The 15,582-nt window shown below is 69.3% G+C and carries 18 protein-coding genes and 1 riboswitch; of the genes, 7 read left to right on the forward strand and 11 right to left on the reverse strand.

Features of this window, described 5'->3' with window-relative positions; translation table 11 throughout:
• Positions 1–13: 13 nt before the first annotated feature.
• The 3 genes from PGN37_RS02315 to PGN37_RS02325 are packed head-to-tail and all read right to left on the reverse strand — an operon-like array spanning position 14 to position 3,173.
• The gene (locus PGN37_RS02315) at positions 14–529 is read right to left on the reverse strand and encodes a YbjN domain-containing protein (RefSeq protein WP_335329409.1); all 516 of its coding nucleotides are present in this window, start codon (positions 527–529) and stop codon (positions 14–16) included.
• Positions 526–1,830 (reverse strand): D-inositol-3-phosphate glycosyltransferase, encoded by a 1,305-nt coding sequence (gene mshA / locus PGN37_RS02320; RefSeq protein WP_335329410.1) that lies wholly within the window; start codon positions 1,828–1,830, stop codon positions 526–528. Before mshA ends, PGN37_RS02315 begins: the two co-directional genes overlap by 4 nt.
• 38 nt (positions 1,831–1,868) lie before the next feature.
• The gene (locus tag PGN37_RS02325) at positions 1,869–3,173 is read right to left on the reverse strand and encodes an ROK family transcriptional regulator (RefSeq protein ID WP_335329411.1); all 1,305 of its coding nucleotides are present in this window, start codon (positions 3,171–3,173) and stop codon (positions 1,869–1,871) included.
• Positions 3,174–3,364: 191 nt separating this feature from the next.
• Here PGN37_RS02325 and PGN37_RS02330 point away from each other — a divergent pair, with 191 nt between their 5' ends.
• Positions 3,365–4,123: an SDR family oxidoreductase gene (locus PGN37_RS02330; protein ID WP_335329412.1), complete on the forward strand. Its 759-nt coding sequence runs from the start codon at positions 3,365–3,367 to the stop codon at positions 4,121–4,123.
• 6 nt (positions 4,124–4,129) lie between these two features.
• On the opposite strand, the gene PGN37_RS02335 is transcribed toward PGN37_RS02330, so the two are convergent.
• Entirely contained in the window at positions 4,130–5,422 is a 1,293-nt protein-coding gene (locus PGN37_RS02335) for a L,D-transpeptidase (RefSeq protein ID WP_335329413.1), read from the reverse strand.
• A gap of 15 nt (positions 5,423–5,437) precedes the next feature.
• Entirely contained in the window at positions 5,438–6,487 is a 1,050-nt protein-coding gene (locus PGN37_RS02340; protein ID WP_335329414.1) for a UDP-N-acetylmuramate dehydrogenase, read from the reverse strand.
• Between the two features lie 26 nt (positions 6,488–6,513).
• Here PGN37_RS02340 and PGN37_RS02345 point away from each other — a divergent pair, with 26 nt between their 5' ends.
• From PGN37_RS02345 to PGN37_RS02365, 5 genes are all read left to right on the forward strand, one after another.
• Positions 6,514–7,020 carry a DUF2505 domain-containing protein gene (locus PGN37_RS02345; protein WP_335329415.1) on the forward strand — a complete coding sequence of 169 codons (507 nt, stop codon included), beginning with the start codon at positions 6,514–6,516 and terminating at the stop codon, positions 7,018–7,020.
• 8 nt (positions 7,021–7,028) lie between these two features.
• A complete protein-coding gene (locus PGN37_RS02350; protein ID WP_335329416.1) occupies positions 7,029–7,817 on the forward strand; it encodes a class I SAM-dependent methyltransferase in 789 nt (262 codons plus the stop codon).
• A gap of 57 nt (positions 7,818–7,874) precedes the next feature.
• Positions 7,875–7,938: riboswitch (guanidine-III (ykkC-III) riboswitch) on the forward strand.
• A 10-nt stretch (positions 7,939–7,948) separates the two neighbouring features.
• A complete protein-coding gene (locus tag PGN37_RS02355; RefSeq protein ID WP_335329417.1) occupies positions 7,949–9,112 on the forward strand; it encodes an agmatinase family protein in 1,164 nt (387 codons plus the stop codon).
• A gap of 13 nt (positions 9,113–9,125) precedes the next feature.
• Positions 9,126–9,941, forward strand: a complete 816-nt coding sequence (locus tag PGN37_RS02360) for a carbon-nitrogen hydrolase family protein (protein WP_335329418.1) — start codon at positions 9,126–9,128, stop codon at positions 9,939–9,941.
• A complete protein-coding gene (locus tag PGN37_RS02365) occupies positions 9,938–10,774 on the forward strand; it encodes an LmeA family phospholipid-binding protein (RefSeq protein ID WP_335329419.1) in 837 nt (278 codons plus the stop codon). Before PGN37_RS02360 ends, PGN37_RS02365 begins: the two co-directional genes overlap by 4 nt.
• A 28-nt stretch (positions 10,775–10,802) precedes the next feature.
• Here PGN37_RS02365 and deoC read toward each other — a convergent pair whose 3' ends face one another.
• The 6 genes from deoC to PGN37_RS02395 all read right to left on the reverse strand — a co-directional run bounded on the left by deoC (position 10,803) and on the right by PGN37_RS02395 (position 14,791).
• Positions 10,803–11,474, reverse strand: a complete 672-nt coding sequence (gene deoC, locus PGN37_RS02370) for a deoxyribose-phosphate aldolase (protein WP_335329420.1) — start codon at positions 11,472–11,474, stop codon at positions 10,803–10,805.
• Positions 11,474–11,896 (reverse strand): DUF2599 domain-containing protein, encoded by a 423-nt coding sequence (locus tag PGN37_RS02375; RefSeq protein WP_335329421.1) that lies wholly within the window; start codon positions 11,894–11,896, stop codon positions 11,474–11,476. Before PGN37_RS02375 ends, deoC begins: the two co-directional genes overlap by 1 nt.
• Positions 11,896–12,177 (reverse strand): DUF2516 family protein, encoded by a 282-nt coding sequence (locus PGN37_RS02380; RefSeq protein ID WP_335329422.1) that lies wholly within the window; start codon positions 12,175–12,177, stop codon positions 11,896–11,898. The genes PGN37_RS02375 and PGN37_RS02380 overlap by 1 nt, the downstream gene beginning before the upstream one ends.
• 70 nt (positions 12,178–12,247) lie before the next feature.
• Complete coding sequence (locus tag PGN37_RS27255) at positions 12,248–12,880, reverse strand: heparin-binding hemagglutinin (RefSeq protein ID WP_442932829.1); 633 nt, start codon at positions 12,878–12,880, stop codon at positions 12,248–12,250.
• A gap of 11 nt (positions 12,881–12,891) precedes the next feature.
• On the reverse strand, positions 12,892–13,371 hold the full coding sequence (locus tag PGN37_RS02390; RefSeq protein WP_335329423.1) for a helix-turn-helix domain-containing protein: 480 nt from the start codon (positions 13,369–13,371) through the stop codon (positions 12,892–12,894).
• A 94-nt stretch (positions 13,372–13,465) separates the two neighbouring features.
• The gene (locus PGN37_RS02395; RefSeq protein ID WP_335329424.1) at positions 13,466–14,791 is read right to left on the reverse strand and encodes a DUF445 domain-containing protein; all 1,326 of its coding nucleotides are present in this window, start codon (positions 14,789–14,791) and stop codon (positions 13,466–13,468) included.
• A gap of 83 nt (positions 14,792–14,874) precedes the next feature.
• Between PGN37_RS02395 and PGN37_RS02400 the strand changes: the two genes are divergently transcribed.
• Positions 14,875–15,579 carry a TetR/AcrR family transcriptional regulator gene (locus tag PGN37_RS02400; protein WP_335329425.1) on the forward strand — a complete coding sequence of 235 codons (705 nt, stop codon included), beginning with the start codon at positions 14,875–14,877 and terminating at the stop codon, positions 15,577–15,579.
• Positions 15,580–15,582 lie beyond the last annotated feature (3 nt).

The following is a 15,582-nucleotide window of genomic DNA, read 5'->3' on the forward strand; positions in this document are numbered from 1 at the left end:
ATCTTCTCACGGGTCAGTTCTTGTCGTGGTCCTCGATGAGATGGGAGAACGCCTCGAGATTCTTCAGCGACTCCCCCCGCGACACCCGCCACTCCCACTCCTTCTGGATGGACGTGCGGAAACCCAACTCCAGCAGCGTGTTGAAGTCGTTGTCGACGGCCTCGAGGACCTGGCCGAGTACCCGGTCGATCTCGTCGGGGGTGACCGACGACAGGGACATCCGGCCGACGAGGTAGATGTCGCCGACGTTGTCGAGGGTGTAGGCGACACCGTAGAGCCGGCGGTTGCGCTTGAGCAGGAACTTGAACACGCCCTCGAAGTTCTCGTCGGGCTTGCGACAGACGAACGCCTCGATGCGCACCGAGTGTTCGCCGACGGTCAGGATCGTGTTGGTGGTGAGCCTGCGCTCCCCGGGAAGCGCGACCACGAGACCGGGCAGGCCGCCCGCCGCGCCCTTGTGGGCGGTGTAGGGCAGGTCGTGCTCGACCAGTGTGCGCTCGATGACGTCGTGCACGGTCTCCGGCGTCATGCCCGTACTCCCCTTCTCATCGAGAACCGACGCCCGCCCCTGCGGACGGGTGGAACGTGGCGCCCTCGGTGCTCGGCGATCGCGCGCCCGTAGCTGCCCAGCAGCGCGTCGACCGTGTGCCCCCAGGAGAACCCCGCGGCGTGCTCGACGGCAGCGCGCGCCATCGCTTCGGAATCGGCGGCCAGGACGCGGGAGAGCGTGGCGGCCCAGTCGGCCGGATCGTGCCCGTCGACCAGTGCGCCGCTGACCCCGTCGCGGACCGCGACCGGAAGGCCGCCAACCGACGCGGCGACGACGGGCGTTCCGCACGCCTGCGCCTCCACGGCGACCAGTCCGAACGATTCCGAGTAGCTGGGCACGGCGACGACGTCAGCGGCGCGGTACACCGCGACCAGACCGGCTTGGGTTTGTGGCGGCAGGAACGTCACGCGCTCGGCGATGCCCAGTTCGGCGGCCAGCCGAACCAGACCGTCGGGCTGCGCCAGGCCCGACCCGGACGGTCCACCAGCGATCACCACGTGCACACCGGGCAGCAGAGCCGCGGCGCGCAGCAGCACGTCGGGAGCCTTCAACGGTTGGATGCGGCCGACGAACGCCACGATCGCCACATCGTGGCGCAGGCCGAGCGCGGCGCGGGCGGCGGCGGTGTCGCCGGGGGTGAACGTGGTCAGATCGACGCCCGGGTACACCACGTCGATGTGGTCCGGATCGGCGTGGTGCAGCGAAACCAGTTGCGATGCCTCGTGTTCGGTGTTGACGATGAGCCGGTCGGCGGCGTCGACGACCTGCTGCTCGCCGATCGAGCGCAGCGGCGGTTCGGGGGTGTCGCCGTCGGCGAGCGCGGCATTCTTGACCGCGGCCAGCGTGTGCGCGGTGTGCACGAGGGGCACCGCCCACCGGTCGGCGGCCAGCCAGCCGACCTGCCCGGAGAGCCAGTAGTGCGAGTGCACGATGTCGTAGTAGCCGGGCTCGTGGGTGGCCTCGGCGCGCAGCACACCCGCGGTGAACGCACACAGCTGCGTGGGCAGGTCGTTCTTCTCCAGCCCCTCGAACGGGCCGGCGGCCACATTGCGAACCAGCACACCGGGGGCGACCGGCACCACCGGCGCATCCGTCGACGACGTCGCCCTGGTGAAGATCTCGACGTCGACGCCGCGCTGCGCCATCTCGAGGGCGGTCTGCAGGACGTAGACGTTCATGCCACCGGCATCACCGGTGCCGGGCTGCGCCAGCGGGGAGGTGTGCACGGACAACACCGCCACCCGGCGCGGCTCAGGCAGGGGGTCGGTCGTCAGGCGCACACATCATGTCTACACCGCGGCATGTCCACCCCTGTGGCTCAGGCACTCACCTCGGGGCGGCGGGCCTGCGCACGGCGCATGGCACCGACGGGATCGGCGAAGATACCGCCGAGCGAGACGATGCCCGCTCCGGCCTCCTGCACGCGGTTGCCGAAGGCCGTCACGCGGATGTCGCGGTGCGGGAGCACCGAACGCCTCGCGAACGCCTCTTCGACGACGCCCATCGCGTCGGCGTATTCGGTGAACGCCTGTCCCCCGACCACGAGGTCGTCGGGATTGAGCATGTCCCGCAGCAGCGCGACGGCCTCGCCGAGAACGCGGGCGCGTTCGGTGACCAGCGCGACCGCCGCCTCGTCGCCCGCGCGGGCGGCGCGCAGCACCGCGGTCACCGTCGACCCTGGGCCCTCGGCCGGCACGATGCGCGCCTTTCGCGCGGCCACCAACACGGCTTCGTCGCTGACCGTCGACTCCAATTCACCACTGCCGCCGAGCAATTCAGAATGCGCCGGGAGCGCGGCGATGGTGCCGGGACCGCTGGCCGGCGAATGCACCTGCCCACCGATCGCCAAGGCGTAGCCGACAGTCTCGCGTGCGTAGACGTACAGGCTGGTCGTCGCGCGACCGGGTGCCCGGCGGTGCCCCAACAGCAACTCGGCACCGGCCATCGCGTCGACGTGGGCGGCCAGCGACACCGGCAGGCCGAGCGCCTCGGCGAGCACCGGACCCACCGGCGCATCCGACCACCCGAGCCGCGGATGGTCGAGGTAGCCGGTGGTGCTGTCCACCACGCCGCCGGCGGCGACGCCCACCCACAGCGGGCGCCTGCGGTGCCACCGGCTCAGGTAGCGCTGCGCACTGGCCGCGATCGACGTGAGCGCCGCGGCCTGGGTGCCGCGCGGGGTGGGGGTCTCGACCACGTCGAGGGTGCGGCCGAGCAGATCGGTCGCGACGATGCTGGTGGTCCGCGCACCGATGTGCACGCCCAGCGCCAGGAAGGGTTCGTGATTGACCTCGACGGGCACCCGGGGCCTGCCGATGGCGCCCGAGACGGACAGATCAGCGCGTTCGCGCAGCAGACCGACGTCGAGAAGTGCGGTGACCTGCCGATTCACCGTGGCGATCGACAGATCGGTGACACCGGCGATGGCGTCGCGCGCGATCGGTCCGCGGTGGCGCGCCGCGGCGAACACCGTCGCGGCGGCAGCCTCGGGCATCCGCAGCGCGGGAGGCACGATCTGGTGCACCAGGGCCTGGGGATAGCGCGTCGCATCGGCGATGCGGGCGGGCCGGCTGCTCTTCGTCGCCTGAGTGCGGTGCGAGCGGGCGGGGATCGAGCTGGTCATGGAATCGTCTCCGGATCGGTCTGTCAGGGGGGCGGGGCCACACCTGCGACGCGGGAGACGCTGTCGAGCGTCGGGCTGCAGTCAGGCGCGGCGGGGTGCGCAACAACAACACGCACGCCGCGGGGCAGCGTCGACTGCCTGACTGGTACCGAACACGTCGTCAATGTAACACGGGGCCTAGGGTTGGGATCATGACGACGCCATCAGATGCCCGCCCCGTCGCCGTGGTCACCGGCGCCAGTGCAGGAATCGGGGAAGCAACCGCCAGAACCCTTGCCGCACAGGGCTTTCACGTGGTGTGCGTGGCTCGCCGCGAGGGTCCGATCACGGCGCTGGCCGCCGAGCTGGACGGCACCGCGATTGTGGCGGACGTCACTGACGCCGAGGCGGTGGCGGCGATGGCCGGCCGGCTCGACCGGGTCGACGTGCTGGTGAACAACGCGGGCGGAGCGCGAGGGCTGGAGTCGGTGACCGACGCCGACATCGAGCACTGGCGGTGGATGTGGGAGGCCAATGTGATGGGCACCCTGCACGTCACCCGTGCACTGCTGCCCAAGCTCATCGCCTCCGGCGACGGGCTCATCATCACGGTGACGTCGATCGCCGCGGTGGAGATCTACGACAACGGCGCCGGCTACACGTCGGCCAAGCACGCCCAGGGCGTGCTGCACCGCACGCTGCGCAGCGAGCTGCTCGGGCAGCCGGTGCGGCTCACCGAGGTCGCGCCCGGCATGGTGAAGACGGAGTTCTCGCTCAACCGCTTCGAGGGTGACGACGAGCGGGCCGCCAAGGTCTACGAGGGCGTCACGCCGCTGGTGGCCGAGGACATCGCCGAGGTGATCGGGTTCGTGGCCAGCCGCCCGTCGCACGTCGACCTGGATCTGATCGTGGTGCGACCGCGAGATCAGGTCAGCGGCGCGGCGGGCTCACGCTTCAACCGCCGGTCCTGATGGGCCTCAGCCGCCGGGGCGGCCGCTGACCGGCTGCGGCGCATCGGACGGCGTCGCCGGTGCGGTGCTGGGGATCTGCTCGGTCCGCTTCTCTTTCGACAGCGCCGACATCGACGTCCACTCGTCCCAGGACACCGCCCAGTCCCAGATGTCGCCGTCGGCGTAGGACAGGTCGATGCGGGTGCCGCTCACCTCGACCGGATCGCCGTACAGCGCCGAGTTGAAGTACTCCTGCGAGTTCTCCAGGTTCAGGTTGATGCACCCGTTGGTGACGTTCGTGTTGCCCTGCGCGCCGACGCTGTTGGGGTTGCAGTGGATGAACTCGCCGTTGTTGGAGATCCGCACCGCGAAGCGTTCGTGCACGTTGGCGTAGCCCGCCGCGGGGTTGGTCATGTAGAAGTCCTCGTACTTTTCCGTGACCACGTGGATGCCGCTGCGGGTCACGTTGCGGTCCAGGTCGCCCTCGCCGTAGCTGCACGGGAAGTCCATGATCACCGCGCCCGATTCGTCGAGCACCTGGATGCGATGGCTCGACGCCTCGGCCTTGACCACCTGGCGACGGCCGATCGTGAAGTCCAGCGTCGAGTCGGTGGCGCCGAAGGCGTCCTGCCCGAACGGCACGCCGTAGAGCTTGGCGTCGACGTGAACCGCGGTCCCCGACGGGTAGTACTCCTTGGTCCGCCAGTGCATGCGGGAGCCGCCCACCTCGTCGGGCAGCCACGCCCAGCTTCCCTCGACCTGCGGGGTGGTGGTGACCTTGACGGCTTTCTCCACAGTGGCGCGGTCCTCGTCGGCGATCGCCGCGTCGAACTGCAGGATGATCGGCGCGGCGACACCCACCGTCTGCCCGTCCGAGAGCTGGAACTGACCGTTGACCTGCGTGGTCGGGTTCACCGTGGTGAACGATGCCTTCACCGGAGCCGATGCGCCGTCCTGCCCGACCACCGTGCCCGCCCAGCGGTATTCGACGCCGTAGCCCAGGGGTTCGGACGCGGTGAATTCGGTGCGGTCGCGATTGAGCGCACCCGCGACCACCTTGCCGTCGGCGTTGGCGAGGCTGATCTTCTGGAACCAACCGTTCTCGACCGTCACCGCGACGCGCGCGGTGGGAGCGACGTCCTCCGCCGCGTTCTTGGGCTCGTAGCTCAGGACCGGCGCGGGGGGCGCGTCCTCGGTGGCCTGCCCTGAGGCGGCGGTCCCGTTGTCGTTTCGGCAGGCGGCGAGGATGCCCGGCGCGGCGACGCCGACCGCCAAAGCGGCAAGCGCTCGCCGCCTGTTGATCGGTTTGGCAGGGCTCACGTGTTGCCAGCGTACCTAGAGAACGCACCCGAGCAGAATCGGTTCGGGTGTGAGTTCGATCCCGAACCGTGACGCGACGCCGTCGCGAATCGTCCTGGCCAGCGCGATCACGTCCGCGCTCGTCGCGCCGCCACGGTTGGTCAGTGCCAGCGCGTGCTTGGTCGACAGGCGCGCGGGGGCGTCCGGGCCGGGGTAGCCCTTGCCGAAGCCGGCGCGCTCGACGAGCCACCCCGCAGCCATCTTCACCCCACCGGGAGCTGGGTAGCGCGGGACGGTTCCGCCCACCTGGTCGGCGATCCGTTGGTACTGCTCCTCGGTGACGACCGGGTTGGTGAAGAACGAGCCGACGCTCCAGGTGTCGTGGTCGGCGGCGTCGAGCACCATGCCTTTGCCGGCCCGCAGTCGCAGCACCGTCTCGCGCACCCGCGCGGGGTCGGCACGCTCCCCCGCCGCCACACCCAGCGCGGTCGCCAGCTCGCCGTAGCGCAGCGGCGCGCTGCGGCCCTCCGGGTCGAGCCGGAACTCCACTTCGAGTACCACCGCCACCGGCGCGCCCTTGAGAATGCTTGTGCGATAACCGAATCGGAGATGGTCCGGGGTCACCCAGCGGTCCTGGCCCGTCTCCCATTCGAGCAGGCGCACCCTGCTGATGGTGTCGGCGACCTCGGCTCCGTACGCACCGACGTTCTGTACGGGCGTCGCACCCGTGGAACCCGGGATGCCGGACAGGCACTCCAGCCCGCCCAGCCCGTGCTCCAGCGACGTCGCGACCACCTCGTCCCACACCGCGCCGGCCTCGGCGCGCAGCAGCGGCCCGTCGACGGTGACGCCGCGGGTGGCGATCCGCACCACCGTCGGCGGGCGCAGATCGTCGGCGAGGACCACGTTGGAGCCGCCGGCCAGGATCAGCGCATCCGGCCCGACCTCGCGCAGCACCTCGATCAGGCCCTCGGTGGTGGCGCAGGTGATCAGGCGGGTCGCGAGCGGCCCGACACGCAGCGTGGTCAGCGGCGCGAGCGGCATATTCTCGGCGACCGCCACGCCCGCGATAGACGAAGTGACCACGGGCGTTAACGGTAGCGTGGTTTGCCATGCCGCGTTCATTCGACATGACCGCCGAGTACGGGGGAACCGTCGAACAGGTGCACCGCGCGTTCGGCGACGAGGAGTACTGGCTGGTCCGGCTCGGCGACTCCGGCGCCGACCACGCCACCCTCGACGAGATGACGGTCGGCGACGACGGCGGCTTGCGGATCAAGACCACGCAGACGCTGCGCGCCGACCGGCTCCCCGCCGTCGTCACCCAGTTCCACCGCGGGGATCTCAGCTTCGTCCGCGAGGAACGCTGGGCCCCCGTCGTCGAGGGCCGGACCTCGGCGGCGGTGTCCGGGTCCATCCCCCGAGCCCCGGCCGGGTTGACGGGAAACGCCGTGCTGGAGCCCGCCGGGCCCGGTTCCCGCCTGGCGTTCCGGGCGACGGTCGAGGTCCGGGTGCCCCTGGTGGGCGGCAAGATCGAGAACTTCATCGGCCAGCAACTGGTCGAGCTGCTGATCGCCGAACAACGGTTCACCACGGTGTGGATCGCCGAGAACAGCTGAGCCCGACCGTGACCGGCTCCCGTCCGCTCGGCGCGGTGACGCGGGGCACGACCGGGCACAACCGGTTGCGGCGCAGCGACCGATGGCTGGTGCACTCGGCCCGCGTGCGCACCGCCCTGCAGAGCGCCGCCGACCCGCTCGTCGTCGACCTGGGTTACGGCGCGCTGCCGGTGACGACGCTGGAGCTCGCGGTGCGGCTGCGCCAGGTGCGCGCCGACGTGCGCGTGCTCGGCCTGGAGATCGATCCCCACCGGGTGGACGTCGCCCGCGCCGCAGCCGGGCCCGGGGTCGACTTCGCCCTCGGCGGCTTCGAACTCGCAGGACACCGTCCGGTTCTGGTGCGCGCGTTCAACGTGCTGCGGCAATACCCGCTCGACGCGGTCCCCGGCGCGTGGGCGGCGATGCGCGACGGGCTGGCTCCGGGTGGGCTGATCATCGACGGCACGTGCGACGAGCTGGGGCGCCGTTGCTGCTGGGTGCTGCTCGACGCGGCCGCGGCGGTGAGCCTGACGCTGGCCTGCGACCCGTTCGCGATCGAGAAGCCCTCCGACCTCGCCGAGCGCCTGCCCAAGGTGCTGATCCACCACAACGTGCCCGGCCAGCCCATCCACACACTGCTCACCGCCGCCGACCGCGCATGGGCCAGCAGTGCCGCCCACGGCGTGTTCGGCCCCCGCATGCGGTGGCGGGCGATGATGGACATGCTTGCCGCCCAAGGGTTTCCAGTGTCGACCCCGCGACGGCCGCTGCGCGACGGAGTGCTGACCGTGCCGTGGTCGGCGGTCGCGCCCGTCTGACGAAGTGCCCGTCTCCGGTGGACAGGCCCTCGCGAGCGTGCTGACAATGACGTGCAGGAGTCGGTGACCCCACTCCCCGGACGAGGTGCGTCGTACCCGGTCAGCGACAAGACGGCGCGTGAGGAGAACTCATGTCCGAGACATCTAGTTTCCCGGGCCCCGATCCGAGCCTGACCAACGCCGAAGGCGCGTGGGCCCAACAGGCCGAGGCCCGCCTCGGTGACCGGCGTCTGCGGGAGGAGATCGACCGCGGGCTGAGCTACGGCCTCGAGGCCGCGCCCACGATCAACGACCGGACCATCTCCACCTTCGTCCGCGGCGAGAAGCCCCACTTCGCCGGCGAGCGCGGCACTTTCCTGAAATGCCCGTTCATCGAGGACGTCAACGAGGTCGAGGACGCCGAGGTCGCCGTATTCGGCGTGCCCCTGGACGCCGGCGCGACCTATCGTCCGGGCACCCGGTTCGGTCCGCAGGGCATCCGCCGCTCCACCAACCTGTTCGGCACCTACAACTACGAGACCGGTGTGGACCTGCGTGAGCAGCTCAACATCGTCGACATCGGGGACGTGTTCACAATCCCGGGCAACCTGGAGAAGTCGTTCGACCAGATCAGCCAGGCGATGGCCCACGTCGCGAGCAAGGGCGTGATGCCGATCGTGCTCGGCGGCGATCACTCCATCGGCTTCCCCACCATCCGCGGTCTGGCGCCCTACATGGACGGCAACATCGGGATCATCCACTTCGACCGCCACGTCGACACCCAAGAAACCGACCTCGACGAGCGGATGCACACCACGCCGTGGTTCCACGCCACCAACATCAAGAACGCCCCCGCGACCAACCTGGTGCAGATCGGGATCGGCGGCTGGCAGAGCCCCCGCGAGGGTGTGCAGGTGGGCCGTCAACGCAAGTCGACCGTGATGACCGTCGGCGACGTGGAGCGGGTGGGCATCGAGAAGATCGCGGAGATGGCCCTCGAGATCGCGTGGAAGGACGCCAAGGCGGTCTACCTGTCGTTCGACATCGACGTCATCGACGCCGGGTTCGTACCGGGCACCGGCTGGCCGGAGCCCGGTGGCCTGCTCCCCCGCGAGGCGCTCAACCTGGTCAAGATGATCTCCGAACCCGGCCTGGCCGGCATCGAGGTCGTCGAATGCTCGCCGCCGTATGACTGGGCCGAGCAGACCGCGCTGCTGAGCTCGCGGGTGATCCTCGACAGCCTGGCCGCGCAGATCAACTCCGGGAAACTCGGCAAGAAGGCCGCCAAGGCGAACCGTCCGGCCTGGGGTCCGTAACTAGGCTGGCGGCATGCGTATCGCGCTGGCCCAGATCCGCAGTACCGCCGATCCGGGCACCAACCTCACCCTGGTGGAGGAGCAGACGCACCTGGCCGCTGACTCCGGGGCCGACCTGGTGCTGTTCCCCGAGGCCACGATGTGCCGTTTCGGGGTGCCGTTGGCGCCGATTGCCGAACCGTTCGACGGGCCGTGGGCCGACGGGGTCCGCCGCATCGCGCAACGGGCCGGCATCGTCGTCGCCGCCGGCATGTTCGTGCCCTCGGGGGACGGACGTGTGACCAACACGTTGATCGCCACCGGCCCGGACGTCGACGTCCGCTACGACAAGATCCACCTGTACGACGCGTTCGGTTTCACCGAGTCGAGGACGGTCGCCCCGGGCACGGAGCCCGTGACGATCGTCGTCGCCGGGCTGACGGTCGGGCTGACGCTGTGTTACGACATCCGCTTCCCCGAGCTGTACGTCGAGCTCGCTGCCCGGGGCGCCGACGTCATCACCGTGCACGCCTCGTGGGGCACCGGGCCGGGCAAGCTCGACCAGTGGACGTTGCTGGCGCGCGCCAGGGCGATCGACACCTCCACGGTGGTCGCCGCCGTCGGCCAGGCCTACCCGGGCGACGAGATCGCAGCGCACGGACCCACCGGCGTCGGCGGCAGTGTGGTGGCATCGGCGCTGGGTGAGGTCCTGGTCGCAGCCGGTTCCGACCCCGCGTTGCTGCTCCACGACGTGGACGTCGAGGCGGCCCGGGCCGCCCGCGCCGCCGTCGCGGTCATGGACAACCGCTCAGGTTCACCTCACCTGGGTAGGGCAGAATCCCTGGGATGACCGATCCCTGGGCCCGTCCGCAACCGCAGCCCGGCCCACCGCCCGTACCCCCGCAGAAAGGTTCGGCCCAGAAAGGATCCGCGTTGCCGGCGAAGCTCAAGAAGTTCTTCAGCGATCCGCTGTCCATCGTGCTGGTCGCGGTGATCGTCGTCGCCCTCGTACTGGCCGGCCTGCTCGGCGGCGAGCTGTACGCGCGCAACCGGGCGGACACCGTGGTCGCCTCCACCGTCGAATGCGTGGTCCAGGACAAGGCCACCGCGTCGTTCGGGGTGCTGCCGCCGTTCCTGATGCAGCACATGACCGGGCACTACACGAACATCCACATCGAGACGGCGGGCAACCAGGTCCGCGAGGCCAAGGGCATGAAGCTCAACCTCGACATCAACGACGTGCGCCTGCAGGACAGCGCGAACTCGAGCGGGACGGTCGGTTCGCTGGTGGCCACCATCGACTGGTCGGCCGACGGGATCAAGCAGACGATCCAGGGCGCGATCCCGCTGATCGGCAGCTTCGTGTCCGGGGTCAGCACCAACGCCAGCGAGGGCACGATCGAACTCGAAGGCCCGCTGGGCAGCATCACGGCCAAGCCTCAGGTCGTCGACGGCGCGATTTCGCTGTCCGTGCAGAAGGTGACCGGACTGGGCTTCACGTTGCCGCGCGAGTCGGTACAGCCGGCACTGGATGCGTTCACAGCGACGCTGACCAAGGACTATCCGATGGACATCAAGGCGGACTCGGTCTCGGTCACCGACAGCGGTGTGCAGAGCCGACTGTCGACGCAGAACGCATCGATGCCCAAGCAGACCGACGATCCCTGCTTCGGGAACTTCTGACCCAAGCCGTTTCTAACCCAAGCCGTTTCTAACCCAAGCCATCCAGCACGGCCCGCGTCCCCGACAGTCCGAGGCGCGTCGCACCCGCGTTCAGCATGGCCGCCGCATCGGTGGCCGACCGGATGCCGCCGCTGGCTTTGACACCGAGCCGGCCGCCGACCGCAGCGGCCATCACCTCGACGGCACGCACCGAGGCGCCGCCGGAGGGGTGAAAACCGGTGGAGGTCTTGACGAAATCCGCGCCTGCGTCCTCGGCGACCCGGCACACGTCGGTCAGCAGCGGCCAGCCGCCGAACTCCACCAGGGCCGAGGATTCGACGATCACCTTCAGCACCGCGCCCGGCGCGGCGTCGCGGACCGCGGCGACGTCGGCGCGCACCACGTCGAGTTCGCCGCCTATCGCTGCGCCGACGTCGATGACCATGTCGATCTCCGCCGCACCGCTCTCGAGCGCGACAGCGGCCTCATGCGCTTTGATCACCGAAAGATGTTTGCCCGACGGGAAACCCACCACGGCCGCCACGGTCCGGCCGGCGGCCAGCGCCACCGCCGTCGGCACGAACGGCGGCGAGACGCACACCGCGTACACCCCGAGTTCGGCGGCCTCGGCGAGCAGCGCGACGATGTCGGCTTCCGTCGCTTCGGGTTTGAGCAGCGTGTGGTCGACGACGGCCGCGACGTCGGCGCGTGTGTAGCCCATCAGAACGGTTCTTCAGTGCCGCCGGGATTGCACCGGGCGGCCATCATCTGATCCGGGCTGACCTCCGGGCGCCACGGTTCGAGGTTCCAGCTCACCTTGCCCGGCTCGGCGATCTCGGCGAACCGCCAATGGCAGATGAACTGCTCTTTCATCCCGGCGATCGCGGCGTCGGGCGACAGGGCGAGCACCTCACCCCAGGCTTCGTCGGCCTGCGCGGCGGTGCCGGGCCGGCCCGAGGTGTCGCGCCCGGACGGTGTGGGATACACCCGCAGGCTCGAGAGGTCTCCCCACTTGGCCCACGTCACGTGATCGATGTAGGGCGGCGGCTGCAGGACCGGCGTCGCTGAGGCGTGCGGGGCAGTCGGCGCGAGGCCGAGTGCTGCCGCGGCGAGGCATCCCGCGGCGATCAGGCTGCGCCGCACTAGCGCGACTTTCCTTGCACCTCGAGGATTTTGGGACGGACGTCGACCAGGTACACGCCGGCGGCCACCGCGGCGATCGCGACACCGGTGATTCCGAGCACCAGGGCGAGCAGGCCTGCCACGCCGAGGATCACCAGCCAGACGGGCTTGGTCAGCTTGTCGGCCGCGGGGTAGGCGTCCGTTCGCTGCATCGCCGAGTGGACGAACGCGTACGCCGTCGTCACCAGTACCGCGATCTTCAACGCGAAGAGGACGTAAACCACAAGGCCTTGGAGCTCCACGCTCCACAGCCTAGGCGGCTTACGTCCCCTTTTCGACTTCCCGGGTAGGGAGTCGGGCGTACTTCTGGGCTTACTTCTGGGTGACCTTCTTGGCCGGAGCCTTCTTGGCCGGGGCCTTCTTCGCGGTGGCCTTGGCCGGCGCCTTCTTGGCGGGAGCCTTGGCCGGAGCCTTCTTGGCGGCGGTCTTCACCGGCTCGGCGGCCGACTCCGCACGCTTGGGCAGCTCGACGCCCACCAGTTTGGCGGCACGCTCACCGACCGCGCGGGTCTGCGAGGCGACGTTGCCCAGCGCTTCCTGGGTCAGCTCCACGGCCTGGTCGGTGTACTCCTCGACACGGGTGGCGGCGGTCTCCAGGGCCGGCTGGCTGCGCAGACGCTCCAGGGCGGCCTCGCCGCGCTCGATCAGCTTGTTGTAGGCCGACTGCGCGTTCTCGGCGTAGCTCTCGGCGAACTTGCGCAGCTCGTCGGAGTTCAGCTTCTCGCGGATGTCGTCGATCTGCGACGGCAGATCTTCCTGCAGCTTGTTGATGCGGGCGCGGCTCTCTTCGACGCGGGTCTCGGCGTCGGAGCGGGCGTCGCCGGCGCGCTCGCGCAGCGTCGCGACGATCTCGTTGACGCGCTCGAGTGCGAGGTCCGCAGCGCCGACGGCGGCGAGCAGCGGGGCCTTCAGGTCGTCGATGTCGAGCTGGTTCTTCTCAGCCATGGTGCTTCCTTTCACTGGGGGACAGAGGTCTGGGGTGATTCGTGAGGTGATTCGGTGATCTGCAGAAGGCTCTGATCGTCTTCGGATGGGGGCTGATCCGCCTGGGCGGCAGCCTCGAGCAGTGCCGCCTCGTTCTGCTGACAGAACGAGGAGTAGATGTCGAGCAGCACCTGCTTCTGCCGCTCATTGATCGCCGTGTCGGTGATGATTGCGTCGCGCACCTGGTTCGTCTCACTGGGCTCAAGGATCCCTGCCCGGATGTAGAGCACCTCCGCCGACACCCTCAGCGCTTTGGCGATCTGGTTCAGCACGTCCGCCGAGGGTTTGCGCAATCCCCGCTCGATCTGGCTGAGGTAGGGATTGCTGACACCGGCCTTCTCGGCGAGCTGCCGCACAGACACGTGCGCGGCCTCTCGCTGGGATCGGATGAAGCTGCCGATGTCCGAAGCGGCGTTGGTGACGACCGCGGCGAGGTTCTCGTCCTGTGCCATGGCTCGCCTCCTTCGCTGCCGTGGGTATCCGAATGACCGACCATTCCACGGTACGACGGAGTGCTAACTTTTGCAAGCACTCAGTTAGCGCAGGTCAGAACAGTAGCTGCGCGATCGTGTAGATGGCCAGGCCCGCGAGCGAGCCCACCACGGTGCCGTTGATCCGGATGAATTGCAGGTCACGGCCGACGTGCAACTCGATGCGGCGGCTGGCCTCGTCGGCGTCCCAGCGCTCGATCGTGTCGGTGATGATCGTCGTGATCTCGGCGCCGTACTGACTCACAAGATGCTGCGCCCCGCGCACCACCCAGTTGTCGACCTTGTCCCGCAGCGCGGAGTCGTCGCGCAGGGATTCCCCGATCCGGACGACGGTGTCGGCGATGCGGGCCCGCAACGCCGAGGACGGGTCGTCGACGGATTCCAGGATGATCCGCTTGGCCGCCGTCCACGCGGTCTCGGCCGCCCTGGCCACCTCGTCGCGGGCCATGATCTGCTCCTTGACGTTCTCGGCCTTCTGGATCGTCGCCTCGTCCTTCTGCAGGTCATCGGCGAACTCGAAGAGGAACTTCGTCGCCGACCGGCGCAGCTCGTGATCGGGATTGCGCCGCACTTTGTCGGTGAAGTCCATCAACTCCCGATGGATGCGATCCCCCACCACGTGATCCACCCAGCGCGGCGACCACGTCGGCGAATCGCGTTCGATGACCCGCTCGATGACCTCGCCGGCCCCCAGCGACCACTGGAACGCGCGATCGGCGAGCAGCTGCAGCAGCGCTTCCTGCCGCCCCTCCTCCAGCAGCGAGGACAGCACCCGACCGACCGGCGGCCCCCACTGCGGTTCGGCGATGCGCTTGACGATCATCCGGTCCAGCAGCTGCTGCACGTCCTCGTCGCGCAGCATCTCCACCAGCACCCGGGCCACCGTCGACACCTCCGCGGCGACCCGCTCGGCGTTCACCGGCTCGGCCAGCCACTTGCCGGTGCGGCTGGCGACATCGGCGTCGCGCAGCTTGGTCTCGACGTTCTCCGGCGACAGGAAGTTCTCCCGGACGAAGGTGGACAGACCCTCGCCGAGCTGGTCTTTCTTGCGCTTGATGATCGCCGTGTGCGGGATTGGCAGGCCGAGTGGGTGCTTGAACAGCGCGGTGACGGCGAACCAGTCCGCCAACGCGCCGACCATGCCGGCTTCGGCGGCCGCCCGAACGTAACCCACCCACCCAGGCGCGCCCTGGGTCTGCGCCCAGGTGCACAGCAGGAAGACCACCGAGGCGCCGATCAGGAAACTCAACGCGACGGCCTTCATCCGCCGCAGCGCACGCCGACGTTCCGCGTCGGCCTCCGAATCGGCGCCGGCGAGTTTCTCGGCAAAGCTCGCACGGGGGCGCTGCCCGGCGTCAGGGACGTTCACTCGATGAGCCACGCCTCCATCTTCCCTGCGCGGGCAACTCCGAACCGCCGACCACCGTATTATCGACGAGGACGAAGGAACGGATCACCGCGAACGTGGCACAACACTCCCCGCCGGTGGCGATCAAGACCGATGGGCGTAAACGGCGCTGGCATCGGCACAAGGTCGAGCGCCGCAACGAACTGGTGGATGGCACGCTGGATGCCATTCGCCGCCTCGGCAGCAACGTCAGCATGGACGAGATCGCCGCGGACATCGGCGTGTCCAAGACGGTGCTGTACCGCTACTTCGTCGACAAGAACGACCTGACCACCGCGGTGATGATGCGCTTCGCGCAGACCACGCTGATCCCCAACATGGCCGCCGCGCTGTCGTCGAATCTGGACGGATACGCCCTGACGCGGGAAGTCATTCGCGTCTACGTCGAAACCGTCGCGAACGAGCCCGAGCCCTACCGGTTCGTGATGGCCAACAACTCGGCGAGCAAGAGCAAGGCCGTCGCGAACTCCGAAGCGATCATCGCGCGCATGCTCGCGGTGATGCTGCGCCGGCGGATGGTGTCGGTAGGCATGGACACCGGCGGCGTCGACCCGTGGGCGTATCACATCGTGGGTGGGGTGCAGCTGGCCACGCACTCGTGGATGTCGAATCCGCGGATGAGCTCCGACGAGCTGATCGACTACCTGACGATGCTGTCCTGGAGCGCCCTGTGCGGCATCGTCGAGGTCGGCGGATCGCTGCAGAGATTCCGCTCCGACGATCATCCGTCCCCCGAACTCCCGCCCCGACTGCTTGACTAGATC

The sequence above is a fragment of the Mycobacterium kyogaense genome (assembly GCF_036946525.1).
GTDB lineage: Bacteria > Actinomycetota > Actinomycetes > Mycobacteriales > Mycobacteriaceae > Mycobacterium > Mycobacterium kyogaense_A.